We start from the raw sequence: 25,835 nt of genomic DNA, 5'->3' as shown, positions 1-25,835 counted from the left end.
GGACGGTGCATGCCGCCCGAAGCATCAGGCGGCCTTCCGGCTCTTGAGGGCATCCTCGAGGTCCGCGAAACTGGGCCGCAACGGAGTCGGCGTGGATTGGCGCCCGACCTCGATGCACATGTTGGTCGCGTGATTGTGGAGGTTCGCGACCAAGACCTCCTGAATCAGACGATAGAAATGGCCGTCCTGTTCGCTGACGTTCTTCAGTCGTACGGAGAATGGACCCACGATCCCATAGGCGAGGAAGACTCCGAGAAACGTGCCGACCAGCGCTGCGCCGATCAGCTTGCCGAGGACCTCCGGCGGCTGATCGATCGAGCCCATCGTCTTGATCACCCCGAGGACGGCCGCGACGATACCCAAAGCGGGCAGCGAGTCCGCCATGGATTGAAGCGCGTGGCTGGAATGGAGCGCATGGTGCTGATTTTCCTCGATCCGGGCGCTTAGCACTTCCTCGACCTGGTGGGGATCGTCGTAGTTCATGGACATCGCACGCAGCGTGTCGCAGATCATCGCGACGGCCTCGCGATCGGCCGTGATGCGTGGATACTCGCCGAAGATGGAAGACGTCTCCGGCGCCTCGATATGCTCTTCGAGGGCCATGGGATCCTGCCGTCCGAGTCGTACCAGTTCAAACAGAAGGCAGAGGAGATCGCGGTAGTCATCGGGTCGCCAGCGGGGCCCCCTGAAGATCTTGCCGATATCTTTGATGGTGTGTTTGACCTCGCCCAGGCTGTTGCCTACGAGAAATGCGCCGATGGCGGCGCCGCCGATGATGATCATCTCGAAGGGAAGCGCCTTGAGGATGATGTCGAGCTTGCCGCCGGCCAGCATGTAGCCGCCGAAGACCATGATGAACACGCAGGCGATGCCGACGATCCCGATCATTCCCGGTCCTCCGTCGCCGCGTTGGCGTTTCGACCGGCCATGATCACGCTGAGAGCATAGGCGGTGTCCGGTGCGAGACTGGTGAAGATCGCCGAGGCCGAGGCCGGGCGCATGCGGGCGAGGAATCCGGCGGCGAAATCCGGGGCCATCGCCTCGAAGAGGATCGCGGCGTCCTTGGGCTTCATGCCTTCGTAGACCGAAACGAGCCGCGCGACGTCCTCGGCCGAGGCCTCGGACGATTGCTGCATCCGTGCCGCCAGGCGCGCTTCGGCGGTCGAGAGGTCGTCGAGCATGGCCATCACCTCGTCCAGGGCGACGGCCACGTCCTGTTCGCGCAAGGCAACCGCAGCTTCCCGTGCGTCGATATCGGCACCGCGTTCGCCCAAGCGGTCGAGCAGGTCCCGAACCTCCGTCGAGGGCGGGCAGAGCAGCCCCTGCGTGTCGGCGTGTTCGCCCGAACCATCATCCGGTAGAACAGCCAGTCCCGCCGACACGATGCGCGTGACGAAGGACATCGCGAGCACCCCGATCAGGAGCGTCAGCGACACTCGTTTCAGCGCGGCCACCGCGCCGCCCGACATCATGCTTCGCTCCCGGCTGCGTGCCGTATCGCCCGGAAGCCCGGCACGACTTCGGACGCGGCGATCTCGTCGGCTTCGCGGCGGTGCCGGTCCAACTCGAGGTCGTCGAGGCTGTTCAGGAGCATCTCCATCCGGCCGATGCGGTCATCGGCGGACGCCACCAAGCCGTCGAGGCGCTGCTCGAGGTCGTGACCCGTCCGTGCAGCCGTCTCCAGCGTGGACTTGGCCGCGTCGACCTGATGCGACCATTCGTCGAGCATGGAGACCCGCGTTGTATCTGCCGCGTCAAACGCTTGCAGACGCCGCGAGAGGTGGTGGCAATATCCGGCGAGCCCGATCGTGGCGGCCAGCAGGAGGACATCGGGAAGGAGATCAATCATGGTCAGGTCATCACGAATTCGGAAACGAGAAGATCCTCAACCGCGTCCGGGCCGGTCAGCATCTGGAACCGGCGGAGCAGTTGCGCGCGGATGCGGATCAGGGAGGTCGGTTCCTCGAGCATGTCCATCGGAACGGCGCGCAGATAGGTCGTCGCGATATCCATCATCCGTGGCTGAAGCGAGCGGGCCAGCGAATCGGCATCGGGAGCGATCTGTAGCGAGGCGCGGAAGCGGAGGTTCCGGATCGAACCGGGACCGCCGATCGACACGATGATCGGCTCGAGTTCGAGGAAGGTCAGACTGGATGACGCAACCGATCCGGTATCCGACTCGCCCTTCCACGCAAGGACGTCATCGGCGGCGCCGGTGAACATGACATAGAAGCCGCCCGCGCCCAGCCCGAGCCCCAGCACCAGCACGGCAATCCACTTGAGAGCCCCGCCCCTGGAGGCCGATTTCGCCCCGTTATCCGCGTCGTCTGCCATGACCTGCTCCTCGATCGTTCACCTTCCGTCCTAGCCCTCGGGAGCTAACCGAATGTTAAAGGAATTGCGGAATCCTCGCCCTCGATCCCCAGAACGGGTGGTCGCCTGCGAGAGGATACGCCTTGGACAACATGACCGCCCTATGGGGTCGACAGGACAAGCGACGGCTCGCGATCCTGGCCGGTGCGACGGTTCTGACCTTCGCGATGGTATTCGTTCTGACCCGACTCGCGACGGCGCCCGGAATGGAGCTGTTATATGCCGGGCTCGAACCGGCCGCGGCGTCCGAGGTGATCGCCGGCCTCGAGGCGAGGGGCGCGCCCTACGAGGTGCGGGGGTCCTCGATCTTCGTCGAGGACAGGATGCGCGACGGGCTCCGCATGCAGCTGGCGGGCGACGGCCTGCCGCGCATGGACGGGAGCGGCTACGAACTGCTCGACGGGCTGACGGGCTTCGGCACGACGTCTCAGATGTTCGACGCGGCCTATTGGCGGGCCCGCGAGGGCGAGCTGACGCGCACGATCCTCGCGTCTCCGGGCGTTCGTTCGGCCCGCGTCCACCTCGCGACGGCCGACAGTTCTCCGTTCGCGCGCGACCGCAGCGCCACGGCCTCCGTGACGCTCCAGATGGTATCGGGAACGGTCGATGCGTCCTTGGCGCACGCCGTCCAGTCCCTCGTGTCGGGCGCGGTCCGGAACCTCGCGGCCGAGGATGTGACGGTGATCGATGCGGCCAGCGGGCGTGTCGTCGGCGGTGGCGCGATCGACCCCGAGGCCGAGCGGCGCGAGACCCGCGCGATCGAGATGCGGGCAGCGGTCGAGAACCTGCTGGCCGCCCGTGTCGGACCCGGTCGCTTCGTTGTCGAGCTGGCGATCGAGACGACCCAAGATCGCGAATTGATCACCGAGCGTGTGCTCGATCCCGAGAGCCGCGTGGTCATCAGCACGGATACCGAGGAGCGCAGCGCCAGCGACCGCGGCGCCGCCGGGGCCGGCGTCACCGTCGCAAGCAACCTGCCCGACGGTGATGCCGCGGAAGAGGAAGGGCAGTCCGAAAGCTCGAACGCCGAAACGCGCGAGCGGGTGAATTACGACTTCTCCGCGACCGAGCGTCAGATCGAGCGTGCACCGGGCGCGATCGAGCGGGTCACCGTCGCGGTCATGGTCGATGGGATGCGGGAGACGAACGCGGACGGTGCAGCCGGGTGGTCCGAACGCAGCGAGGCCGAACTGGACGTCATTCGCGATCTCGTGCAGTCGGCCGTCGGGTTTCGCGCGGATCGCGGCGATGTCGTGACCGTCCGCAGCATGGAATTCGACATCGCGGCCATGCCCGAGGCTGCCCCCGGATTGTCGCTGCCCTGGTTGAGTGGGGGTGATGTCAGGCGGATCTCGATTGCCGCGCTGCTTGCGCTGGTCAGTCTCGGGGTGCTCGCATTCGTGGTGCGCCCCCTGATGACGCGCGCGCTTGCGCCGCCGCCTGCCAACCCCGCCCTGCCGGCCGCCGCATCCGACGACGGCGTCACGGCTATCGCGCCCGAGGAGATCGGCGCCCCGAGCCCCGCGCCGCTCGCGCCTCCTGCGCCGTCCGACGCGGCCATGTCGACGGAAGGGACGCTTCTGCCGGCGGAGACGGAGGATGGCGAGGCGGATGATCCGGTCGACCGCCTTCGCACCCTCATCACCGAGCGCCGCGACGAGACACTCGAGGTTCTGCGCGGCTGGATGGACGAAAGCCCGGAGGAGGCGAAATGACCGCGTTCGCGCTCGAGGATTTCGGCAGCGCGATGGTCCAGAGCTCGCCCTTGGCCGAAGCGGCGCCTGGTCCGTTCGACGAAGGCTACGCCGCCGGGTGGGACGATGCGGTCGCCCGTCTCGACGAGGAGAATGGCCTTCTCGGGGCCCGGCTGCAGGAAACGCTGGCCCGCCTGACAGAGAGCCGTGCGGCTGCGGTCGACGGCCTCGTGGCGATGCTCGAGCCGGCGCTGCGGGACATCTTCGACACGTTCCTGCCGCGGGCCGCGCAATCCGCATTCCTGCCGATCCTCATGCAGGAGCTGACGGAGGTGATGGCGGATGGCGACGCGCGGCCGGTCCTCCTGGTGGCCCCGGAGGAGGAGCCGCCGCTGACCCGGCTGATCGACCAGGCCGAGCTCGCCGATCGCGTGACCATCCGGCCGGAGCCCGCGCTGGCCCTTTCGCAGGCCATGATCCGATGGGAGGGGCAGGAACGACAAGTCGATCTCGAAGCGGTTCTCTCCGATCTCGATGCCGCGCTCGACACGTTCCTCCACGGGCTCCTGCCCGGATGCGCGAACCCCCCGACCGATACAACGCCAAAGGAGGCCAACCATGGCTGACGCATCCCCCGACAACCCATCGGCGCTGGGTCGCGTCCCCGTCGAGATCACCATCTCTGTGGGCCGGGCGCATCCGACCGTGACGGAGCTGTTGTCGTTGGAACGCGACGCTGTCCTCACGCTCGACCGCGGCATCGGCGACCCCGTGGAACTCTTCGCGGGCGATCGTCTGATCGGCCGGGGCGAGCTGCAGGAGATGGAGGGCGACCACGCGGGTCGGCTGGCCGTGCGCCTGACCGAGGTGGCGCGGACGGATGAACCCGGATGAGCCGCGCCCTCGGGCTGGCACTGGTCCTGTCCGGTGCCGTCGCCATCGGCGGCCCGGTCGCCGCGCAGGACGTCGCGCTGTCGCTGGGCGACGATAGCCTGACGCTGCGCTCGATCCAATTGATCGCCCTTCTGACCGTGCTGAGCCTCGCGCCGGGGATTGCGATCACGGTTACCTGCTTTCCGTTCATCGTCACCGTCCTGTCGATCATGCGGCAGGCGATGGGCCTCCAGGCATCGCCGCCGAACATGCTGATCGTCAGCTTGGCGATGTTCCTGACCTATTTCGTGATGGAGCCGGTCGCGACCGCCGCATGGGAGGCGGGCATCGGCCCGCTTTCGCGCGGCGAGATGGAGCCGGGGGTCGCATTCACCGAGGCGATCGCGCCGTTCCGCGCCTTCATGCTGGCCCGCGTCGACCCCGACACGTTGGCGCATCTCGCCGGGCTGCGCCCCGAGAGCGACCCCGAGACGCTCGCCATCCTCATCCCGAGCTTTCTGTTGTCAGAGGTGAGCCGGGCCTTTCAGATCGGCTTTCTCGTGTTCATGCCGTTTCTGATCATCGACATGGTCGCAGCCGCCGTCCTGATGTCGATGGGCATGATGATGGTGCCCCCGGCAATCGTCTCGCTGCCCTTCAAGCTCGCGTTCTTCGTGGTGGTCGACGGCTGGACCCTTGTGTCCGGCGCGCTTGTCCGCAGTTATCTCTAGGAGGTCCCATGTCCGATCCGAACCCGAAGACCGCGGGCCCGTCGCCCGCCGAGACGACCGATGCCGACAAGGCCCGCGCGTTGCTGGCAATGCTCGAATCGCCCGACCGGACGGCGCGGCCCCCGGCCCATCTGCGCGACTTCGCGCGTGCCCTCGTCGCGTCGGTCGAGGGGGCGAGGGCCAACCGGCACCCGGTCGTGGCCCCGGGCCCCGGCGCTCGCCTGCGGATTTCGGCGAAGCCGGGAGCAGATCGCACAGGGGCCTCACCGGCCCGAACGCGCCTGTTCCAGAACATCCCGCCGCTCACGCTCAGCCCCGAGCCTCGGGTCGATCACCGACCCGCGGCGAGACCGCGGTTGACCCTATCGGCGCCGATGCCGATCGCGAATCGCGCGGCGGCCGATCCGTCGATGCCTTCGCCCATCCTGGGGCGGCGCGACGTGCGGCGCCTGATCGAGACGACCACGGATCCGTCGGGCTTCGCGCGCGAGCACCCGGCCGTCGTCGCCTCGGCGATGGCAGGGCGCCCGCCGCTCGAGCAGGCGGCGAAGCTTCGCCAGTTGTCCGGTGGTCGCGTCCGTGCCGTGCACCGTGCCCTGCGCCAGATCGAGGCGCAGGGAGCCGATACCGTCAGCGCGTGAATTTCTTGTATTTCACCCGCGTCGGTTCCAGCGCATCGGGACCGAGGCGACGCGCCTTGTCTTCTTCGTAGGCTTCGAAATTGCCTTCGAACCACTCGACATGGCTGCCGCCCTCGAAGGCGAGGATATGGGTGCAGAGGCGGTCGAGGAAGAAGCGGTCGTGCGAAATCACCACCGCGCAGCCCGCGAAATCGGCGATCGCGTCCTCGAGCGCGCGGAGCGTCTCGACGTCGAGATCGTTGGTCGGCTCGTCCAGCAGCAGGACGTTGCCGCCCTCCTTCAGGAGCCGGGCCATGTGGACGCGGTTGCGCTCGCCGCCCGAGAGGAGGCCGACCTTCTTCTGCTGGTCGCCGCCCTTGAAGTTGAACGATCCGCAATAGGCGCGGGAATTCACCTCCGCATCGCCGAGCTTGATAAGTTCGGCCCCGCCCGAGATCGCCTCCCACACGGTCTGGCCGGGTTCGAGATCGTCGCGCGACTGGTCGACATAGCTCAGCTTGACGGTATCGCCGTATTCGACCGTGCCGCTGTCGGGCTGTTCCTGCCCGGTCAGCATCCGGAAGAGCGTCGACTTGCCCGCGCCGTTCGGACCGATCACGCCGACGATGCCGCCGGGGGGCAGGGCAAAGGACAGGTCGTCGATCAGGAGACGGTCGCCATAGGCCTTCGATAGGTTGTTGACCTCGATCACCTTCGAGCCGAGCCGCGGCCCGTTCGGGATCACGATCTGGGCGCGGCCGACGCGTTCGCGCTCGGACTGGCCGGCCATCTCCTCGTAGGCGTTGATCCGGGCCTTGGACTTGGCCTGCCGCGCCTTGGCCCCGGCGCGGATCCATTCCAGCTCGCGCTCCAGCGTCTTCTGGCGGGACTTGTCCTCCTTGGCCTCGCGCTCCAGCCGCTTGGCCTTCTGTTCGAGCCAGGCCGAGTAGTTGCCCTCGTAGGGGATGCCACGTCCGCGATCGAGCTCGAGGATCCAGCCCGTGATATCGTCGAGAAAATACCGGTCGTGGGTGACGATCAGGCAGGTGCCCTTGTAGTCGATCAGGTGCCGCTGGAGCCAGGCGATCGTCTCGGCGTCGAGGTGGTTGGTCGGCTCATCCAGCAGGAGCATGTCGGGCGCTTCCAAGAGGAGCTTGCAGAGCGCCACGCGCCGCCGCTCGCCGCCCGAGAGGTTCGCGGGCATCGCGTCGTCCGGCGGGCACCGCAGGGCCTCCATCGCGACGTCGATCTGGCTGTCGAGATCCCAGAGATTGGCGCTGTCGATCTCGTCCTGGAGCTTGGCCATCTCCTCGGCGGTCTCGTCCGAGTAGTTCATCGCGAGATCGTTGTAGCGATCGAGCACGGCCTTCTTCTCGGCCACGCCCAGCATGACGTTCTCGCGGACGGTCAGCGCCTCGTCGAGCGCGGGCTCCTGCGGCAGATAGCCGACGCGGGCGCCTTCGGCGGCCCAGGCCTCTCCGGTGTAATCGGGATCCTGCCCGGCCATGATCTTCATCAGGGTAGACTTGCCGGTGCCGTTGACGCCGACGACGCCGATCTTGACGCCGGGCAGGAAGGACAGGCGGATGTTCTCGAACACCTTCTTGCCGCCGCCATAGGTCTTGGACACCCCGTCCATGTGATAGACGTATTGATTGGCTGCCATCGTCTCGCTCCGTCGCAGGGTCCGGTCCCGCATATGTCGGGACGCGGCGGGGTTCAATCCGGACGGGGGCGGCGTCAGACGATCGCGGGCAGCGCGTCGCCATGCAGGCCGCGCATCAGGTTGGCACCCAGCCAAAGCGACGCAAGGTAGGCCGCGAAGGCGACGGCATAGGCGACACCGCTCCGGGCCCGCGATACGCGGTGCTGGGCGCGGTAGATCGGCCAGCAATAGAGGAACCACGCCACGACGATGCCGATCCCGAGGACGCCGGTGGCCACGAGGAGCGTCGCGGTCGTCGGGTCGGCGGCGGCGAGCGCGGCCGAGGCGGCGGGCCGCGTGTCGGCATCCTGCAGATCCGCAAGGTCGATGGCCCCGGACCGCGCGACGAGGCCGCGCGACATCAACGCGGTGGTGACCTGCACCAGGTAGGCGGGCGCGTTGACGTAAAGCGAGATGCAGAGCGTGGGAATGAACCCGCCGCGTCCCCCGACCGCCCGGAACGCGAGGACGACGCAGGCAGTGAAGATCGCGAACATCAGCATCCGGACGACAGGAAGACTTCCGAAGACGGCGACCGGATCGTCGGCCGGACCGAGGAGCGGCAGTTGAAGAAGGAGCGACAGCGCCAGCGTGATGCCGAAGAAGGCGAGCGCCGCATCGAGCGCGTCGTCGCCCGATCCGACCCGATCGGGGATCGTGCGGCGAGGATCAGAGATCACCGCGAGGAGCGCCGGGATGTAGTTCCTGAGGGCCGTCAGGATCGTCTTGACGAGGTCGGACATGGCGGACACCTCCGCCCCGCAGGCGAGCGCGGCGGCGCGCCTCGGCACAATCACGGCTTGCGTCCGCGCCCCGCCCGCGGGAAGCGTGGCGCATGCGCCAGGGGTTTCCGCCCGCTGTGCCGGGGCAGGCGGTGGGCCTGCTCGGCGGGTCCTTCGATCCGGCCCATGCGGGCCACGTCCACATCACGCGCGAGGCGCTCCGCCGCTTCGGGCTGGACCGGGTGTGGTGGCTGGTCTCGCCGGGCAATCCGCTCAAGACCCGTGGTCCCGCGCCGCTGGCGAAGCGGATGGAGCGGGCGCGTGCATTGATGCGGCATCCTCGGGTCGTGATCACCGATATCGAGCGGCATATCGGGACGCGCCACACCGCCGCGACGATTGCCCGCCTGCAGGCACGCTATCCGGGGGTGCGCTTCGTCTGGCTGATGGGCGCGGACAACCTCGCGCAGTTCCATCTCTGGGAGGATTGGCGCGGCATCCTCGGGCGCGTGCCCGTCGGCGTGCTTGCGCGACCGGGCGAACGGATCTCGGCGCGGACCTCGCCCGCCGCGCAGATCTTCCGCCGCTTCAAGGTCCCGCCCGCCTCGGCCTATGGCCTCGCGTATCGCGACCCGCCGGCCTGGGCCTTCGTCAACATGCCCATGCACGCCGCCTCCTCGACCGCGATCCGCGCGGGTGGCGACTGGTCCTAGCGGCGGAGCGCCAGCGTCCCGAAGCCTGCGGCCACGAGGATGAAAAGTCCCGCAAGAGCCAGCGGATCGGGCCAAGTTCCGAAGACGAGCCAACCCAGCGCCGTGGCCGAAATGAGCTGAAAATACACGAACGGCGCCAGCATCGTGGCGCTAGACCGGCGATAGGCCAGCACGAGGAGCAGGTTTCCCGTGGCCGAGGCCAGCCCCGAGACGAGGACGAGGCCGGTGACCGCAACCGTCGCCTCGGGCAGCTCAACGAGGCCGAGCGGGGCCAGCATCACCGTCCCCAGAAGCGTCTGGGTCAGCATCAACTGGCGGGGCGGCGCGATCTCGGCCAGCCATTTGGACGCCGTGAGGAACGCCCCGTAGAACAGGCCCGCCGCGACCGCGAACCCGAGGCCGGCCGTCATGCCGAAACCGGGCCGCACGACCAGAAGGACGCCGCAAAACCCGACGGCCAGAAGGACCGATTGCAGCGGGCGCACGCGTTCGCCCAGAAGCCAGACCGAGAGGACGTAGCTGAAGATCGGGCCGACGAAGAACGCGCCGAAGACGGTGGCGATATCCTCGGTGCGGAGCGCGTTGAGGATGCAGGCGATCCCGGCCGCGATGAGGAAGGCCCTGAACCAGACCCGCCAGTCGCGGTAGAGGCCCCATTCGACCCGCCCCCCGAGGATCACCGCAACCATCGCCGCGCCGACGGCGAAGCGCGAGAACGCCACGAAGAAGGGCGACGCCCCATGTGCGGTCGTCAGGAGCTTGCCCGCGCTGTCGCCCAAGGGAATGAGCGACATGGCGACGAACATCAGCGCCACCGATCCGATCGTTGTCCGGTCCATGGCCCGCGCTAGCATCCGGGGGCGGTCGCGCCCAGCCAAACCGGGCTTCCCTTCCGCTATCGGGGCGGGCATCGTGGCCGCGGGTACAAAGGATGACATTGATGCGGCGACGTTCTTTCCTGACCGGGGCGCTGACGACGGCGGCCCTGCCGGCCTGCGCGAACGCGCCCGAACGCTCGGCCCGGCCGGAACTGAAGCCCGCCGACGCGCTGTCGCGCGCCGCCCCCGCGGCCAGCCGGATGGTCGAGGAGGCGGGGCTCGGAGGCAAGGTCGGCTTCGTCGTCTCGGACGCGCGCACGGGCGAGGTACTGGAGACGTACAACCCCCTCCGTGCGCTGCCGCCGGCCTCGGTGCTCAAGGCGGTGACGGCGCTTTACGCGCTCGAGACGCTGGGGGCCGACTATCGCTTCCAGACGAGGCTGGTGGCGACGGGCCCGATCTCGGGCGGACGGCTCAACGGCGATCTCGTGCTCGTCGGCGGCGGCGACCCCTCGCTCGACAGCGACGGGCTGAACAATCTTGCCGCGCAGGTCGCATCCGTCGGACTACGCGAGGTATCGGGGCGGCTGCTGGTCTATGATGGCGCGCTCCCGACCTTCGAGCGGATCGACCGCGCCCAGCCGGACCATGTCGGCTACAACCCGGCGGTCGGCGGCATCAATCTCAACTTCAATCGCGTGCATTTCCAGTGGCGCCGCGGCGGCAATGGCTACGAGACGACGATGGACGGGCGGACCGAACGCTTCCGTCCCGCCGTCTCGACCTCGCGGATGCGCATCGCGGACCGGTCGCTGCCGGTCTACACCTACGACCGCAGCGGCGATATCGACGCTTGGACCGTGGCGCGCGGGCAGCTCGGCAGTTCGGGTAGCCGGTGGCTGCCGGTCCGTAACCCCGCGCTCTATGCCGGCGACGTGATGCGGACCATGCTGCGCGCCAACGGGATCGCCGTGGGTGTGGCGGCGCGGACGGGCACCGCGCCGCAGGGCACGACCCTCGCGCAGGAGGTGAGCGCACCGCTCGACCGCGTGGCGCGGGCCATGCTGCGCTTCTCGAACAATCTCACGGCCGAGCTTCTCGGTCTGACCTCGACCGTCCGCCGGGGCACGGTGCCGCGCTCGCTCGATGCGTCCGGAGCGGTCATGTCGAACTGGCTCTCGGGGCGGACCGGCGCGCGACGCCCCGATTTCGACGACCATTCCGGCCTCAACGGCACCACGCGGATCTCGGCCTCGGACATGGCCAAGGCGCTGACGGCCTCGGGGGCCGAAGCTCGGCTGCGTCCGCTGATGAAGACACTGACCATCGACGGCGACCTCACCATACCGGTGCAGGCCAAGACCGGCACGCTGAACTTCGTCTCGGGCCTCGCGGGGTATTTCGACGCGCGGTCGGGGCGGTCGCTGGCCTTCGCGACCTTCGTGGCCGACACCGACCGGCGAAACCGCCTCTCGGTGGCCGAACGCGAACGGCCGCAGGGCGGCCGAAGCTGGGGACGCACCGCGCGCAGTCTGCAATTCGACCTCATCGAACGCTGGGCGCTGGTCCACCAGTGAGGCCCGCCATCGTCCTGCACCGCCCCGAGATCGCCGGAAACACCGGCAGCGTCGGGCGGACCTGCGTGGCGCTCGATCTCGATCTCTGCCTGATCCGGCCCTACGGGTTCGAGATCACCGACCGGAACGTGCGCCGAGCGGGGCTGGACTACTGGAAGCACGTCCGGCTGGAAGAATACGACGATTGGGGCGACTTCCTGAAGCGGCGCGCGCCCCGGCCCGAGGCGATCGTCTGCTTCGAGGAGTTCGGGCCGACGTCGTTTTACGACGCGTCCTACCCGGAGGACGTCCACCTCGTCTTCGGACAGGAGACCGTGGGCCTGCCGCCCGAGATCCTGGCCGGACAGCGGGTCGTCCACCTGCCGATGCGGTCGCCCCATATCCGGTCGCTGAACCTCGCCAACGCGGCGACCGCGGCGGCGTATCAGGCGCTCAGGGGCGTGTTGTGAGCGGCGGCGATCGTGATAGGAACAGTCCGATGGAACGCGATGAGCTGAACGAAGAGGTCGCGGCCCTGCGGCGCGAGGTGGCCCGGTTGAACCGGCACCGCTGGCTGCAGATCCACAATTCCGTCCCGAAGCTGATCATGTTCCAGCTTTACCGGGGCATCGCCTTCGGCCTTGGCGGCGTTCTCGGCGCGACGGTCGTGCTGTCGGTGCTCGTCTGGTCACTGAGCCAGATCAACTTCATCCCCATCATCGGCGACTGGGCGTCCGAGGTGATCCGGCTGATCCGGCCGGAACTCGAGGTCGATGTGACGGTCGAGGGGGATGGGGACGTGACCGTCGAAGAGGATCCGACGCCGGACTAGGCCCGGTGCCGCGCCGTGCTTAACGGAAGTGTCCGGCAGCCAGCCGCGCCTCGGAGCGCTCGACGATGGCCTTCAGGCGGTCGTCCCCGGCCGAGATCTTCGACAGCGCGCGCTTGGCTACCGCCTCGAGATCGGGACCGCCTGTGCCCATGGGGCCACCGGGCCCCGCGCCCATCATCACCGGACCATCCGCGCGGTCGAGCTTCGCCTCGTCCACCCGCTTCTGCCAGAGGTCGACGACCTTCTGCATCTGGGCGTCCTTGGCGATGTATTCGTCGGGGTCGTACGTGCCGTTCCCGAGATCGTCGAGCAGGGCGACCTGCATCACCTTGGCCTTATGCAGCGCGTCGACATAGAGCAGCACTGTGTCGAACCGCTCCTGCCGCTTGGCGTCCTCGCCGCTGCGCATGATGCGGTAGAAGATGGCGGTCGCCGTGATCGCCTCCTCGCCAAATGTCTCCTTGTCGGATGCCTTGGCCGAGGTCGCGTAAAGGAAGGCGAAGAGGCCGCGCCCGATGCGGTTCATCGAATACGAGATGCTGGTCGCGGTCTCGGAGGACGAGCGCGCGGCCTCGGCGACGCTGACCACGACGTCGGAATAGGCCTCCAGCGCCTCGGCCGAGGTCGCCGGGCTGGGCATTTCCTGCGCTTTCAGTGTCGCGGCGGCCGCGTGGATCGTCTTGGAGACGGCGTCGGCGACGGCATCGAGGCTGAACTCGCTCGAATACTCGGTCTTGATGTCCATGTTGTACTCGATCTGCTCGGCATCCGAGGCGCCGGTCTGCTCGAGATCGTCCGCGATCCGGGCGAAGAAGTCCTTCTTCTTGGCCGCTTCCTGTCCCTTGATCATCTGTTCGAGGTCGTCGACGGCCTTGGTGGCCTCCTTCGTCGCGGTGGCGGCGCGTTTGGCTTTGGCGGTCCGACAGGCCATCGAAATCTCCTCGAATGATGTGTGGCGACGCCGGTCGGGCCAGGGTCGCGCGTGGCTTACGTAAGGGCAGGCTGGCGGGGTGTGTTGGGTCTGGCAAGCGCGACTGCGGGCGGCATCGATGCTGGCCGGTTTCTGCCGGTACGCGGGGCGTGCGGGCGCATCAGAACGTCCGCGACCAGCCGAGGACGAGCGCGGTGTCCTTGTCCGGATCGAAGCTCAGGCCCAGCCGGGCTTGCCCGATGCGACCGAAATCGTACTGGATCGTCGGGGCGAGCTGAACGTTCGCGTCGCCATCGCTTTCGCCGAAGAGACCCAGCTCGACGGTGATCCTGTCGGTCGGCCTGATCCCGGCCACGGCCCCGTAATTCATCCGCGTCTCCACCCCCGAGCCGCCCGAGACGAGAAGGTCGAATGCCATCCAGCCGTCGCCGTAGCGCGTCGAGATATCGCGCCCGATCGAGGCCCCGAGACCGAGCCGTTCGACCTTGCGTCCATCGTCCCGCAGATCGCGCCCGAGACTGAGTTCGACGGCCGCCAGCCAGGGTGCGAAGAGCCCCGTGCCGCCTTGGCCGGCCAGCGGGACGGGTGCGCGGACGAAGGCGCGGATGCGCCCGTCGGTCAGCCGGTCGGAGAAGCCGGGCACACCCGGTGTGGACGAGCCGCCCAGATGTCCCCCGATCTCGAGCCCGAAGGTCAGGCGCCGGGGCCCGCCATACTCGAGATAAAGCCCGGACCACCCGTTGTGCCCGCCCTGGTGGCCGACCAGCGCGTAGACCTGCCCTCGGTCCCTGGGCCACGGACCGGCGAGCGCGAATTCGGGCAGCAGGCAGAAGAACAGAAAGACGAGGACGCGCATCGCGCCCAGCAGACGCAGAAACGGTTAAGCGAGTGTTAACGCAGGCGATGCCTTGACGGCGGGACCGCTAGCGCTTCTTGCGCCGCTTGACGTTGCCGCCGCGCTGTCCGGGCCGTCCGGCCGTGCTGCGGCCCTCGGCCTTGCGCGCGTCCTCGACCGCCTGCGCCACCGCCGATTGCCGCGCCAGCGGGTCGTCGGAGACCACGAGGTCCACGGCCTCCAGCCGTTTGACCTCGTCGCGCAGCCGGGCGGCCTCCTCGAATTCGAGGTTCTCGGCCGCCTTGCGCATCGATGCGCGCAGGCCGTCGAGATGGGCCTGAAGGTTCGCGCCGGCCAGCGGCTTGTCGACCTTGGCCGTCACGCGGCTCATGTCGACGTCGCCCTGGTAGAGACCGGCGAGGACGTCCTCGACGTTCTTCTTGACGGTCTCGGGGGTGATGCCGTGCTCGATATTGTAGGCTTCTTGCTTGGCGCGGCGGCGGTTGGTCTCGCCGATGGCGCGTTCCATCGAGCCGGTGATCCGGTCGGCATACATGATGACGCGGCCCTCGGAGTTCCGCGCGGCGCGGCCGATGGTCTGCACCAGCGAGGTCTCGGAGCGCAGGAACCCCTCCTTGTCGGCGTCGAGGATCGCGACGAGCCCGCATTCGGGGATGTCGAGCCCCTCGCGCAGCAGGTTGATCCCGATCAGCACGTCGAAGGCGCCGAGGCGCAGGTCGCGCAGGATCTCGATCCGCTCGATCGTGTCGATATCGGAATGCATGTAGCGGACCTTGATGCCCTGCTCGTGCAGGTATTCGGTCAGGTCCTCGGCCATGCGCTTGGTCAGCGTGGTGACCAGCGTGCGGAATCCGGCCTGCGTCACCTTCCGGATCTCGTCCAAGAGGTCGTCGACCTGCATCTCGACGGGCCGGATCTCGACCGGTGGGTCGAGAAGGCCGGTGGGCCGGATGACCTGTTCGGTGAAGACACCTCCGGTCTGCTCCAGCTCCCAGGTCTGCGGCGTGGCCGAGACGAAGACGGACTGGGGCCGCATCGCGTCCCATTCCTCGAACTTGAGCGGACGGTTGTCCATGCAGGACGGCAGGCGGAACCCATGCTCGGCCAGCGTCATCTTGCGGCGGAAGTCGCCCTTGTACATGCCGCCGATCTGCGGGACCGAGACGTGGCTTTCATCGGCGAAGACGATGGCGTTGTCGGGGATGTACTCGAACAGGGTGGGCGGCGGCTCGCCGGGTGCACGACCCGTGAGATAGCGGGAGTAGTTCTCGATCCCGTTGCAGACGCCCGTGGCCTCCAGCATCTCGAGGTCGAACTTGGTGCGCTGTTCGAGGCGTTGGGCCTCCAGAAGCTTGCCCTCGCCGACAAGCTGGTCGAGGCGGATCTGAAGCTCGGATTTGATGCCCTTGATGGCCTGCTGCATCGTCGGGCGCGGCGTGACGTAATGACTGTTGGCGTAGATGCGGATCTTGTCCATGTCGCCCGTCTTGGCCCCGGTCAGTGGATCGAACTCGACGATGCTCTCAAGTTCCTCGCCGAAGAACGACAGCCGCCACGCGCGATCCTCGAGGTGGGCGGGCCAGATCTCGACGCTGTCGCCGCGCACCCGGAACGCGCCGCGCGCGAAGGCCGCGTCGTTGCGCCGGTACTGCTGCGCCACGAGATCCGCCATCACCTTGCGCTGGTCGTATTCCCGGCCGACCAGAAGGTCCTGGGTCATCGCGCCGTAGGTCTCGACCGAGCCGATGCCGTAGATGCAGGAGACCGAGGCCACGATGATGACGTCGTCCCGCTCGAGCAGGGCGCGGGTGGCCGAGTGGCGCATCCGGTCGATCTGCTCGTTGATTTGGGATTCCTTCTCGATGAAGGTGTCCGACCGGGGGACGTAGGCCTCGGGCTGGTAGTAGTCGTAGTAGCTGACGAAGTACTCGACGGCGTTGTCCGGAAAGAAGCCCTTGAACTCGCCGTAGAGCTGGGCGGCCAGCGTCTTGTTGGGCGCGAGGATGATGGCGGGGCGCTGCGTCTCCTCGATGACCTTGGCCATGGTGAAGGTCTTGCCCGAGCCCGTCACGCCCAGCAGCACCTGATCGCGTTCGCCATCGTCCACGCCCTGCGCCAGCTCGGCGATGGCGCCGGGCTGGTCCCCGGCCGGCTTGAAGTCGGTCGCCATACGGAACCGCTTGCCGCCCTCGAGCTTGGGCCGCGCGGCGGCGGGGCGTTGCATCATCGGCAGGTGGCCCGTCACGTCCTCGCGCGGGGGCAGGGTCAGGATCTCGCCCTTGGGGCGGTTGTCATTGTTATGGGCCATGGCGGGACCTGTCTTCGGCGCGTGTCGGGGTTGCCTCAGGATGTGCGCCCTTTCGCGCCGGGTTCAAGGTGCCGGCTCGGGCCTGCGGACGCTCTGCCGCCATCGCCCGGCTCTTGCGCGGACGGCCCCCGGCCCGATATGCACGCGGAGACCGACCGACCCGGAGAGACCCATGCGCGCGCGTATCTACAAGCCGGCCAAGACGGCAATGTCCTCGGGCACGGCCAAGACCCGCGACTGGGTGCTGGAATTCGTCTCCGAAACCCCGCGCGAGGTCGATCCGCTGACGGGCTGGACCGGGTCGAGCGACACGCAGAGCCAGATCAAGCTCCATTTCGAGAGCCAGGCCGAGGCCGAGGATTACGCCCGCGACCGGGGGGTCGACTATGTCGTGCTGCGGGCACAGGCGCGCAAGGCGAACCTGCGGGCGGGTGGCTATGGCGAGAACTTCGCCACCAACCGCCGAGGCGCCTGGACGCATTGAGCGACCCGCTGCGCCTGCGCCGCGCCGAGGCGACCGAGCCGGGGGTCCGCGCGCTGATCGCGGCGCAGCTGGCCCACGGGGCCGAAGCCGCGCCCGAGACCAATGACTACACCTACGGGGTCGCGGCGCTGTCGGCGCCGCAGGTGACGATATGGGCCCTGGCGGATAGTGACACGGTCGCGGCGATCGGGGCGCTCTGCGACCTTGGAGACGGCATGGCCGAGGTGAAGTCGGTACACGTGGCCGCCGCCTATCGCGGTCAGGGGTTGGCCCGCCGTCTGATGCAACACCTGCATGAGGCGGCGCGGGCGGCCGGGCACCGCGCCCTCGTGCTGGAGACCGGGTCCGAGGCGCTGCCGGGCTACGACGCGGCGCGGGCGCTCTATCGCGGCTTGGGCTACGGGCCGTGCGGCGTGCTGCCGGGCTATCGCGACGATCCGGCCAGCGCGTTCTTCCGGCTGGAGCTGGCATGAGGGTCACGTCGATCACGCCGATGAAGGACGAAGGGCCGTTCATCCTCGAATGGCTGGCCTATCACCGGCTGATCGGGTTCGACGATCCGATCGTGTTCACGAACGACTGCACCGACGGCAGCGATTTGCTGCTCGATCGGCTGGACGTGCTGGGCTATCTGCGGCATCTGCCCAATCCGTCGATGATGCTCGAGCACGGGCGCCACCACTGGGCCGTGATCGAATACGCCAACCTGATGGGCCGCCTGAAGACGGCGGACTGGGTCTTCAGCTTCGACGTGGACGAGTTCCTTTGCATCAACACGGGTGACGGGACGCTGGCCGCGCTCTTTGCGGCTCTGCCCGACGCGGAGGTGATCTCGGTCAACCAACTGGCCTTCGGGTCGGGCGGCGAGCGGTCCTTCGACGAGCGGTTGCAGATCGAGCGCTTCGTGCGGTGCCAGGCGCTGGAGGTGCCCGACGAGGGGCGCCCGTCGCGGCGCGGGATCAAGACGCTGACCTCGCGGCGGGCGGGGATGGCGCGGCTGTCGAACCATTCGCCACGCTTCGACGCGGACCGGGCAGCCGAGGTCAATTGGGTGAACGCCGGCGGCGACCCGGTGCCGATGGAGAACCGCACGACCGAGATCAAGGTGCTGCAGGGGCCGATGGTGAACCACGACCTCGCGCAGCTGAACCACTACGCGCTGCGCTCGGCGGACAGCTTCCTCGTGCAGGCGGCGCGGGGCAATGCGAACCATCCCGACAAGGCCGCGTCGATGACCTACTGGCGGCGCTACGACCACAACGATGTCGAGAACCATGCCATCGCCCGCTGGATCGAGCCGGTGCGGGCCGAGATCGCGAGACTGCTCGAGGATGAGGAACTCGCGCGGTTGCATGCCCATTGCGTCGAGGCGCATCGCGCCAAGATCGCAGCCCTCAAGGAAGTGCCGGAATTCGCGCATCTCTCGAACCGCACGAAGGTGGTGCACACGCGGACCTGGGGGTCGACCGAGGACGAACGCTGATGCCCTTGCCCGGCGGCGGGTCGGGTGGCATGCGTGGCGCAGGGGCCCTTAGCTCAGCTGGATAGAGCAGCCGACTTCTAATCGGCAGGTCGAGGGTTCGAATCCTTCAGGGCCCGCCACTCCCCAACCTTCTCAGCTCCGCCAGCGCAGCACGCGACGCTCCACGAGACCGATGGCGCCGCTGGTCAGCACGCCCAGCACCGACAGGATCACGACCCCCGCGAAAAGCCGTTCGAGATCATAGAGCGACCCGGCCTCGAGGATGTAGGCGCCGATGCCGTATTGCGCGCCCAGCATCTCGGCCGCGACCAGCAGGATGATCGCGATGGCCAGCCCGATGCGCAGGCCCGAGAGGATGCCCGGCATCGCGCCCGGCAACACGATCTTGCGCACGATCGACCACCACGACAGGCCGAAGGATTGCCCCATCCGGATCAACGTGCGGTCCACGTTGTCGACCGCGCCATAGGTCGCAACGACCATGGGCGTGAAGGTGCCGAAGGCGATCAGCGCGTATTTCGAGCCCTCGCCGATGCCGAACCAGATCACGAAGAGCGGCAGAAGCGCGATCTTCGGGATCGGAAAGATCGCGGCCACCAAAGGCACGAGCCCCGCCCGCACCAGCCCGAAGAGGCCGATCAGCGTGCCGACCCCGATCCCGGCGAGCGCGCCGAGCGCCCCGCCCACCACGAAGCGCGACAGGCTGGGGCCGAGATGGCGATAGAGCAGCCCGGTCTCGTGCAACTGGCGAAACGTGTCCAACACCTCGGACGGCAGCGGCAGCGTCAGGCGGCTGATCCACCCCTGCCGCAGCGCCAGCTCAATGAACGCGATGAGGAGGACGAATACCAGAAGCCCCGCCCACCGGTTCGAGACGGGCCGGAAGCCGCCGCCCCGAAACGGAACCGTCCTCGGGGCGGCCGGCGCATCGGGGCGCGGACGGGGGTCAGGGACCGAACTCATGACGTGACGGGCGATCGCGGGCCGCGTTCAGGCATCGATCAGCTCCGCGTCTGCGGCGCGTGCCTCGTCGCGCATCAGGTCCCAGAGATGCCGCTGGACGTCCTCCATCGCACCCCGTTCGGCGAGCGGCGTGTCGATCTCGACCACCTCGCGAATGCGGCCCGGGCGGCGCGAGAGGACGACGACGCGGTGGCCCAGCCGAACCGCCTCGGCGAGGTTGTGCGTCACGTAGACGGCCGTGAAGCGCTCGCGGTGCCAAAGGTCGATCAGGTCATCCATCAGAAGCTCGCGTGTCTGCGCGTCGAGCGCGGACAGGGGTTCGTCCATCAGCATGATTTCCGGCGACACGGCGAGGGCGCGCGCGATGGCGACGCGCTGCTTCATGCCGCCCGAGAGCTGGCGGGGCAGGGCGTCGCGAAACTCCGACAGGCGCGTCCGTTCCAGCACGTCGGCGACGATCCTGTCGCGGTCGATCCCGCCATGATCCTCGAGCACGAGCGACACGTTCCCCGCGGCGCTGCGCCACGGCAGAAGGGCGAAATCCTGGAACACGAAGGTAAGTGGGTTCAGCGAGGTTGCGCGCGGTGCGCCGATCTGGTGGACGGCCCCCGCCTCGGGCCGCTCCAGCCCGCCAATCAGCCGCAGGAGCGTGGACTTTCCGCAGCCCGAGGGGCCGACGATGCAGACGATGCGCCCCGCCGGGATATCCAGCGTGACGTCGTCCAGCACCACCGTGTCGCCATAGCTATGCGACAGCCCCTCGACCCGAAGGTCCATCAGCTGCCGATCGTTTCGACATAGGTGGCGTCGATGATCTGGTCGAGCGAGATGCCCGCATCCACGAGATCCTCGGACTGGAACCATTCGAGCTGGTCGCGGATCGAAGCGATGTTGAGCGCCGCGCCCTCGTTGATGCGCATCGTGCCGTTGATGATGGGGGGCGCGGCCTTCTCGCGCTCGCGGTCGGTATAGACGTATTTGTGGATCAGATCGACCATCGCATCGACGCCCGCATCGCCGCCGGCGCGGTCGATCATGGTCGAATTGTAGTCGGTCACGCCCGCCGAGAAAGCCCCGAGGAACGCCTCGGTCTGGGCGCGGTCGGCGGCGTTCGCGGTCGAGGTGAAGACCGTCGTGACCTGGTAGTCGGGCAGGTAGTCGGCGACGTTCCCGATCATGTGGACCTCGGGGCCGCCCGCGATCGGTTTGGCGATGTGCGGCACGATGGACCAGGCGTCGATCTGGCCGGTCTTGAGGGCACCGATGATGGCGCCGACCTTCTGGAGCGGCACGAATTCCATCTCGACGCCCTCGGCCGCCGCGATCTTCGAGCCCATGTAGTGGAAGCTCGATCCGGCGGTCGTCATGCCGAAGCGTTTGCCACCCAACGCAGCGGGCGAAGTCAGCCCGGCCTGGAACGCCGCGTCCGAGGCGAGGATCTTCTGGCCATCGATGCCCTGCTCTTCGGAGAGGCCGCCACCGATAACCTTGATCGCACCCTTCTCGGCGAGGTTCACGAGACCGCCCGACATGGCCGTCATCGCGTAGTCGACGTCGCCGCTCGCGATGGCCACGGCCATGGGTTGCGCGGCCTGGAAGAACTCCAGCTCGACGTCGAGGCCGGCCTCGGCGAAGAGGCCCTTCTCGAGCGCGATGAAGCTCGGGGCGTGGGACGTGAAGCGCAGCGCGCCGATCTTCAGCTTGGTGCCCTGCGCGATGGCAGGCGCGGCCAGCGAAGCGGCGGCGGTGGCGCCCATCAGGGCAAGGGTCTGGCGGCGTGTGACGGTCATATCGGTCTCCTCCCGTGCAATCGGGGCGGAGTGGAAGCCGTGCGGCGCGGCAAGTCAACGGGGGGCGGTCAGCCGGGCGCCACCACCGGGTCGGTCCGGCCCATACGGCAGAGGTCGCAGACTCGCACCGCCTCGGTCACGCCCATGAGCGCCAGCGCGCGGAAGTCGGGGAGCACGAACGGGTCGGCTCTCGCATAGTCGACGGCATAGCCCAGATCCTCGAACGCCGCGATGGAGAGACGGCTGAGCGGGCGGTCCGCGCCCGAAAGAAACCCGGTCAGAAGCTCGTCACCGAACACGAGTTCGCGCCAATGGCCTTCGCGCGTGCCCGGCCCGCCGGTATTGGCCACCGGCACGCCGGTCCCGCCCTCCGGGTAGAGCAAGGCCCATTCCCGCATCGCGGCCGGCCCCGAAAAGCGCGGATCCGCCGTACCCGCCCCGGTCAGAAGGCCGCGCCTCGCCCAGAGGGTGCCGAAGCCCAGCACATGCGCCATTTCGTGCAGGATGACGTCGGCGAGGCGGCCCTCGCGGTCGAGCGCGTCGGCATCGGCCGTATCGAATTGCATCACGCCGATGGCGGGCAACTCGCTGCCGGGTCGCAGGATCGTCGGTCCTGCCTGTCCCAGCACCCCGCCGCTGCCGTCGAGCGGCTCGATCGTGATGTCGATGCGAAGCTGGCTGATGGTGCGCCCGGCGATGCGAAGAGGTTCGAAGGCGGTGTCGATCACATCGTCCCAGCGACGCGCCGCGGCTTCGAAGACGGCCCGCCGGGCGGGGCCGATATCGGTCAGATAGGACAAGTCGATCATGGCGCGCTCCGATCCGGCATCAGGAGATGCGACGGAGCCGGGCCCTGCCAGAGCGGGCTGCGCGGGCACGCCGATTGGGCGGAGAGCCACCTATGGGGCAGGTCGCAATCGGTGCGCGCCGAGGCCCACCGGACCTACGTCCCCGCCGGCGCTCCGCCCGTTCCTGCCTTGATCGCCCCACCGGAGCGATCACCGATCTTTGGTCGGACCGGCGCTTGCTCCGGCGACCCGCTTGCGCGGGCCGCGTTCGGAGCTGTCGAAAGGTCCACTATCCCCCCGTCCGGGCGCGTCTCACCCAGCAGCTCGGGCCTGACGCTTGCGCTCGTGGGGGTCGAGAAAGCGCTTGCGGAGGCGGATGGCGTTCGGCGTCACTTCGACCAGTTCGTCATTGTCGATATAGGCGATGGCCTGCTCGAGCGACATCTTGACCGGTGTCGTCAGGCGCACGGCCTCATCCGTGCCCGATGCACGCACGTTGGTCAGCTGCTTGCCCTTGAGGGGATTGATCTCGAGATCGTTCTCCCGGCTGTGCTCGCCCAGGATCATGCCCTGATAGACCTGCTCCTGCGCGCCGATGAAGAACTTGCCGCGATCTTCCAGCTTCCAGAGCGCGTAGGCCACCGAAACCCCGTCCTCCATCGAGATCAGGACACCCGCGCGACGGCCCGGAATGGCCCCCTTGTAGGGCGCCCATTCGTGGAACACGCGGTTCATCACACCGGTGCCGCGCGTATCGGTCAGGAACTCGCCGTGGTAGCCGATCAGGCCGCGCGACGGGACATGCGCGATGATCCGCGTCTTGCCCGCACCGGCGGGCTTCATCTCGGCCAGCTCGCCCTTTCGGACACCGGTGATCTTTTCGATGACCGCGCCGGAATACTCGTCGTCGACGTCGATGGTGACTTCCTCGACCGGCTCCAGCCGCTGACCGCCCTCTTCGCGGAACAGCACCTGCGGGCGCGAGATCGACAGCTCGAACCCCTCGCGGCGCATGTTCTCGATCAGCACGCCCATCTGGAGCTCGCCCCGACCTGCGACCTCGAAGGCCTCGCCGCCGGGCGTGTCGGTGATCTTGATGGCCACATTCGTCTCGGCTTCGCGCATCAGGCGGTCGCGGATGACGCGCGACTGCACCTTCTTGCCGTCACGTCCCGCAAGCGGGCTGTCGTTGATGCCGAAGGTGACCGTGATGGTCGGCGGGTCGATCGGCTGCGCGGGCAGGGGCACGTCGATGGACGGATCGGCCAGCGTGTCGGCAACGGTCGCCTTGGCCATGCCGGCGATGGTCACGATGTCGCCCGCCTCGGCCACGTCGATCGCCTGTTGCGACAGCCCGCGGAACGCGAGGATCTTGGTCGCGCGGAACGTCTCGATCTTCTGGCCCTCGCGGCTGAGGGCGTGAAGCGTCTGACCGGCCTTCAGCGTGCCCGATTCGACCCGGCCTGTCAGGATACGGCCGATGAACGGATCGGCCCCCAGCGTGGTGGCCAGCATGCGGAACGGCTTCTCGCGGTCGGCGATCTGCTTCGGCGCAGGAACGTGGTCGATCACCAGATCGAACAGCGCGTCGAGATTCTCGCGCGGGCCGTCGAGCTCCATATCCGCCCAGCCGGATCGGCCGGAGGCATACATGGCCGGGAAGTCGAGCTGGTCGTCATCGGCCCCGAGATTGGCGAAGAGATCGAACACCTCGTCCAGCGCGCGGTCGGGCTCGGCATCGGGCTTGTCGACCTTGTTGAGCACCACGATCGGCCGCAGGCCCAGCGCCAGCGCCTTCGAAGTCACGAACTTGGTCTGCGGCATCGGGCCCTCGGCCGCGTCCACCAGCAGGACGACGCCGTCGACCATCGACAGGATCCGCTCGACCTCGCCGCCGAAATCGGCGTGGCCGGGCGTGTCGACGATGTTGATGCGCGTGCCCTTCCACTCGACCGAGGTCGCCTTGGCGAGGATCGTGATGCCCCGCTCACGCTCGAGGTCATTGGAGTCCATCGCCCGTTCGGTCGTGGCCTCGTTCGCCCGGTAGGTGCCGGACTGCTTGAGCAGCTCGTCCACGAGCGTGGTCTTGCCGTGGTCGACGTGTGCGATGATCGCAATGTTGCGAAGGTCCATGGGAATGCCTCGAATGTCGGATTGCGCGCGCGATACTACGCCGCGCCGCAGAAAGATAGGGGCAGCGTCGGTCGTGCGCATCGGCGCCGACGCGACGTCGTTGCCCCTTCTGCATCGCGCGCGGACGTGGTTCTGATACGCATATGCTTCGCGTCTTCCTTATCCTCTTCGGCCTGCCCGCCGCCGCGATGGACTTCCCGGCGCCGGTGACCGATGCCGATTACCGCGCAACCGATCCCGACACCGTGGCGCTGGGGCGCCTTCTCTTCTGGGATCCGATCTTGTCGGGCAATCGCAACATCTCCTGCGGCACCTGCCACCACCCCGCCTTCGGCACGGGCGACGGGCTGTCGCTGGGCCTGGGCGAGGGCGGCCTCGGACTCGGGCCGGAGCGGGGCATGGACGCCGCCAACCCGCCCGAGCAGCGCATTCCTCGCAACGCGCCGGGTCTCTGGAACCTCGGGGCGCATGAATTCGACACGCTTTTCCACGATGGCCGGATCGAGGCGCTGGCCGACGGGCTCCGGACCCCGATGGGCGACGAGATGGACGCGGGGTTCGCCACGCTCCTGTCGGCCCAGACTATGTTCCCGGTGCTTTCGGCCGACGAGATGGCGGGCCATTATTCCGAGAACGAGATCAGTCGCGCCGTCCGCCAAGGCATCATCACCGGGCCGGGCGGCGCGTGGGACCGTCTGGCCGGGCGCGTGCGCGACATCCCCGCCTATGCCGAGATGTTCGAGGACGCAATGCCGGGTCGCGACATCACCTTCACCGCCATTTCGGATGCCATCGCGCAATTCGTCGAGGCCGAGTGGCGCTCGGATACGTCGCCCTTCGACGCGTGGCTGCGCGGCGAAGGCGATCTCAACCAGACCGCGCTGGAGGGCATCGAACTCTTCTACGGATCGGCGGGATGTGTCGCATGCCATTCCGGGCCGTTCCAGACCGATCACGGGTTCCATGCCACGGGCCAGCCGCAACTCGGGCCGGGCAAGGCCGCGCGGTTCGAGACGCACGCGCGCGATGAGGGGCGCTTTCGCGTGACGGGCGATGCGGCGGATCGCTTCGCCTTCCGCACGCCATCGCTGCGCAACGTGACCGAGACGGGCCCGTGGGGCCATGCGGGCGCCTATGTCAATTTGCGCTCGTTCCTGCGCGACCACGCCGCGCCGCGCGCAGCCCTGGCCGATGCACCCCGCGACGCCGTGCTGAGCGACGGGCCGTTCGAGGATTGGCGTATCATGGACGACCCGGCGGAGACGGCCGCGATCGCCGCCGCGATCAGAGGCTCCGACCGGGTGCTTGCCGAGGAAGAGGTGACCGCGCTGATGGCCTTCCTCGAGACCTTGCGCGACCCCGACGCCTTCGACCGGAGCGGCATTCCCGAGACGGTTCCGTCGGGTCTGAACGTGGATCGGGACTAGGGATCCTCTGGCCGTAAATACCTCGGGGGTCCGGG

Annotated in this window: 28 protein-coding genes and 1 tRNA gene; 14 read left to right on the top strand and 15 right to left on the bottom strand. The window is 68.1% G+C overall.

Annotated elements, in window-relative coordinates; all coding sequences use genetic code 11:
• Positions 1-24: 24 nt before the first annotated feature.
• The 4 genes from motA to fliL are packed head-to-tail and all read right to left on the bottom strand — an operon-like array spanning position 25 to position 2,334.
• Complete coding sequence (gene motA / locus Q0833_RS15620; protein WP_298437064.1) at positions 25-888, bottom strand: flagellar motor stator protein MotA; 864 nt, start codon at positions 886-888, stop codon at positions 25-27.
• A complete protein-coding gene (locus tag Q0833_RS15615) occupies positions 885-1,472 on the bottom strand; it encodes a hypothetical protein (RefSeq protein ID WP_298437061.1) in 588 nt (195 codons plus the stop codon). Before Q0833_RS15615 ends, motA begins: the two co-directional genes overlap by 4 nt.
• Complete coding sequence (locus tag Q0833_RS15610; protein ID WP_298437058.1) at positions 1,469-1,849, bottom strand: hypothetical protein; 381 nt, start codon at positions 1,847-1,849, stop codon at positions 1,469-1,471. Before Q0833_RS15610 ends, Q0833_RS15615 begins: the two co-directional genes overlap by 4 nt.
• A 2-nt stretch (positions 1,850-1,851) precedes the next feature.
• On the bottom strand, positions 1,852-2,334 hold the full coding sequence (gene fliL, locus Q0833_RS15605; RefSeq protein WP_298437055.1) for a flagellar basal body-associated protein FliL: 483 nt from the start codon (positions 2,332-2,334) through the stop codon (positions 1,852-1,854).
• Between the two features lie 131 nt (positions 2,335-2,465).
• Between fliL and fliF the strand changes: the two genes are divergently transcribed.
• From fliF to Q0833_RS15580, 5 genes are read left to right on the top strand one after another with little or no spacing between them, the layout of a single operon-like run.
• A complete protein-coding gene (gene fliF, locus Q0833_RS15600) occupies positions 2,466-4,088 on the top strand; it encodes a flagellar basal-body MS-ring/collar protein FliF (RefSeq protein WP_298437052.1) in 1,623 nt (540 codons plus the stop codon).
• Positions 4,085-4,693, top strand: coding sequence for a hypothetical protein (locus Q0833_RS15595; RefSeq protein WP_298437049.1), 609 nt, complete (start codon positions 4,085-4,087; stop codon positions 4,691-4,693). The genes fliF and Q0833_RS15595 overlap by 4 nt, the downstream gene beginning before the upstream one ends.
• Entirely contained in the window at positions 4,686-4,961 is a 276-nt protein-coding gene (locus Q0833_RS15590) for a FliM/FliN family flagellar motor switch protein (protein WP_298437046.1), read from the top strand. The genes Q0833_RS15595 and Q0833_RS15590 overlap by 8 nt, the downstream gene beginning before the upstream one ends.
• Positions 4,958-5,671: a flagellar type III secretion system pore protein FliP gene (gene fliP / locus Q0833_RS15585; protein ID WP_298437043.1), complete on the top strand. Its 714-nt coding sequence runs from the start codon at positions 4,958-4,960 to the stop codon at positions 5,669-5,671. Before Q0833_RS15590 ends, fliP begins: the two co-directional genes overlap by 4 nt.
• Positions 5,672-5,679: 8 nt before the next feature.
• Positions 5,680-6,312 (top strand): hypothetical protein, encoded by a 633-nt coding sequence (locus tag Q0833_RS15580; RefSeq protein WP_298437040.1) that lies wholly within the window; start codon positions 5,680-5,682, stop codon positions 6,310-6,312.
• Here the strand turns inward: Q0833_RS15580 and ettA are convergent.
• Entirely contained in the window at positions 6,302-7,957 is a 1,656-nt protein-coding gene (ettA, locus tag Q0833_RS15575; protein ID WP_298437035.1) for an energy-dependent translational throttle protein EttA, read from the bottom strand. The genes Q0833_RS15580 and ettA overlap by 11 nt on opposite strands.
• Before the next feature lie 74 nt (positions 7,958-8,031).
• The gene (locus Q0833_RS15570; protein WP_298437032.1) at positions 8,032-8,739 is read right to left on the bottom strand and encodes a YIP1 family protein; all 708 of its coding nucleotides are present in this window, start codon (positions 8,737-8,739) and stop codon (positions 8,032-8,034) included.
• Positions 8,740-8,831: 92 nt separating this feature from the next.
• Here Q0833_RS15570 and Q0833_RS15565 point away from each other — a divergent pair, with 92 nt between their 5' ends.
• Positions 8,832-9,431, top strand: coding sequence for a nicotinate-nucleotide adenylyltransferase (locus Q0833_RS15565; RefSeq protein ID WP_298437029.1), 600 nt, complete (start codon positions 8,832-8,834; stop codon positions 9,429-9,431).
• On the opposite strand, the gene Q0833_RS15560 is transcribed toward Q0833_RS15565, so the two are convergent.
• Positions 9,428-10,270: a DMT family transporter gene (locus Q0833_RS15560; RefSeq protein WP_298437026.1), complete on the bottom strand. Its 843-nt coding sequence runs from the start codon at positions 10,268-10,270 to the stop codon at positions 9,428-9,430. The two genes, Q0833_RS15565 and Q0833_RS15560, sit on opposite strands and share 4 nt — an antisense overlap.
• A 101-nt stretch (positions 10,271-10,371) precedes the next feature.
• Between Q0833_RS15560 and dacB the strand changes: the two genes are divergently transcribed.
• Genes dacB through Q0833_RS15545 form a run of 3 tightly spaced genes read left to right on the top strand, consistent with a single transcriptional unit; the run spans position 10,372 to position 12,637 of the window.
• A complete protein-coding gene (gene dacB / locus Q0833_RS15555; RefSeq protein WP_367274977.1) occupies positions 10,372-11,826 on the top strand; it encodes a D-alanyl-D-alanine carboxypeptidase/D-alanyl-D-alanine-endopeptidase in 1,455 nt (484 codons plus the stop codon).
• Positions 11,823-12,275, top strand: a complete 453-nt coding sequence (locus tag Q0833_RS15550; RefSeq protein WP_298437023.1) for a TrmH family RNA methyltransferase — start codon at positions 11,823-11,825, stop codon at positions 12,273-12,275. The genes dacB and Q0833_RS15550 overlap by 4 nt, the downstream gene beginning before the upstream one ends.
• 29 nt (positions 12,276-12,304) lie before the next feature.
• The gene (locus tag Q0833_RS15545; RefSeq protein ID WP_298437020.1) at positions 12,305-12,637 is read left to right on the top strand and encodes a DUF5665 domain-containing protein; all 333 of its coding nucleotides are present in this window, start codon (positions 12,305-12,307) and stop codon (positions 12,635-12,637) included.
• Between the two features lie 19 nt (positions 12,638-12,656).
• Here Q0833_RS15545 and Q0833_RS15540 read toward each other — a convergent pair whose 3' ends face one another.
• From Q0833_RS15540 to uvrB, 3 genes are all read right to left on the bottom strand, one after another.
• The gene (locus Q0833_RS15540; RefSeq protein WP_298437017.1) at positions 12,657-13,568 is read right to left on the bottom strand and encodes a hypothetical protein; all 912 of its coding nucleotides are present in this window, start codon (positions 13,566-13,568) and stop codon (positions 12,657-12,659) included.
• A gap of 160 nt (positions 13,569-13,728) precedes the next feature.
• Positions 13,729-14,424, bottom strand: a complete 696-nt coding sequence (locus Q0833_RS15535) for a hypothetical protein (RefSeq protein ID WP_298437014.1) — start codon at positions 14,422-14,424, stop codon at positions 13,729-13,731.
• Between the two features lie 67 nt (positions 14,425-14,491).
• Entirely contained in the window at positions 14,492-16,651 is a 2,160-nt protein-coding gene (uvrB, locus tag Q0833_RS15530; RefSeq protein ID WP_298438335.1) for an excinuclease ABC subunit UvrB, read from the bottom strand.
• A gap of 253 nt (positions 16,652-16,904) precedes the next feature.
• Here uvrB and Q0833_RS15525 point away from each other — a divergent pair, with 253 nt between their 5' ends.
• The 4 genes from Q0833_RS15525 to Q0833_RS15510 all read left to right on the top strand — a co-directional run bounded on the left by Q0833_RS15525 (position 16,905) and on the right by Q0833_RS15510 (position 18,818).
• Positions 16,905-17,216: an ETC complex I subunit gene (locus tag Q0833_RS15525; RefSeq protein ID WP_298437010.1), complete on the top strand. Its 312-nt coding sequence runs from the start codon at positions 16,905-16,907 to the stop codon at positions 17,214-17,216.
• Positions 17,213-17,689: a GNAT family N-acetyltransferase gene (locus Q0833_RS15520; RefSeq protein ID WP_298437007.1), complete on the top strand. Its 477-nt coding sequence runs from the start codon at positions 17,213-17,215 to the stop codon at positions 17,687-17,689. Before Q0833_RS15525 ends, Q0833_RS15520 begins: the two co-directional genes overlap by 4 nt.
• The gene (locus Q0833_RS15515; protein ID WP_298437004.1) at positions 17,686-18,699 is read left to right on the top strand and encodes a glycosyltransferase family 2 protein; all 1,014 of its coding nucleotides are present in this window, start codon (positions 17,686-17,688) and stop codon (positions 18,697-18,699) included. Before Q0833_RS15520 ends, Q0833_RS15515 begins: the two co-directional genes overlap by 4 nt.
• Positions 18,700-18,741: 42 nt before the next feature.
• Positions 18,742-18,818: transfer RNA gene (locus tag Q0833_RS15510), tRNA-Arg, on the top strand.
• A gap of 13 nt (positions 18,819-18,831) precedes the next feature.
• Here the strand turns inward: Q0833_RS15510 and Q0833_RS15505 are convergent.
• The 5 genes from Q0833_RS15505 to typA all read right to left on the bottom strand — a co-directional run bounded on the left by Q0833_RS15505 (position 18,832) and on the right by typA (position 24,373).
• Positions 18,832-19,662 carry an ABC transporter permease gene (locus Q0833_RS15505; protein WP_298437001.1) on the bottom strand — a complete coding sequence of 277 codons (831 nt, stop codon included), beginning with the start codon at positions 19,660-19,662 and terminating at the stop codon, positions 18,832-18,834.
• A 27-nt stretch (positions 19,663-19,689) separates the two neighbouring features.
• On the bottom strand, positions 19,690-20,439 hold the full coding sequence (locus Q0833_RS15500; RefSeq protein ID WP_298436998.1) for an ABC transporter ATP-binding protein: 750 nt from the start codon (positions 20,437-20,439) through the stop codon (positions 19,690-19,692).
• Positions 20,439-21,452 carry an ABC transporter substrate-binding protein gene (locus Q0833_RS15495; protein WP_298436995.1) on the bottom strand — a complete coding sequence of 338 codons (1,014 nt, stop codon included), beginning with the start codon at positions 21,450-21,452 and terminating at the stop codon, positions 20,439-20,441. Before Q0833_RS15495 ends, Q0833_RS15500 begins: the two co-directional genes overlap by 1 nt.
• Before the next feature lie 68 nt (positions 21,453-21,520).
• Positions 21,521-22,261, bottom strand: a complete 741-nt coding sequence (locus tag Q0833_RS15490; protein WP_298436992.1) for a leishmanolysin-related zinc metalloendopeptidase — start codon at positions 22,259-22,261, stop codon at positions 21,521-21,523.
• A 291-nt stretch (positions 22,262-22,552) separates the two neighbouring features.
• On the bottom strand, positions 22,553-24,373 hold the full coding sequence (gene typA, locus Q0833_RS15485) for a translational GTPase TypA (RefSeq protein ID WP_298436989.1): 1,821 nt from the start codon (positions 24,371-24,373) through the stop codon (positions 22,553-22,555).
• Between the two features lie 143 nt (positions 24,374-24,516).
• Between typA and Q0833_RS15480 the strand changes: the two genes are divergently transcribed.
• On the top strand, positions 24,517-25,800 hold the full coding sequence (locus Q0833_RS15480; RefSeq protein WP_298436986.1) for a cytochrome c peroxidase: 1,284 nt from the start codon (positions 24,517-24,519) through the stop codon (positions 25,798-25,800).
• Positions 25,801-25,835: the final 35 nt, after the last annotated feature.

This window comes from uncultured Jannaschia sp. (assembly GCF_947503795.1).
Lineage (GTDB): Bacteria > Pseudomonadota > Alphaproteobacteria > Rhodobacterales > Rhodobacteraceae > Jannaschia.
The sequence above is the reverse complement of the archived record's forward strand: the minus strand, read 5'-3'. Positions and strand labels throughout refer to the sequence as shown.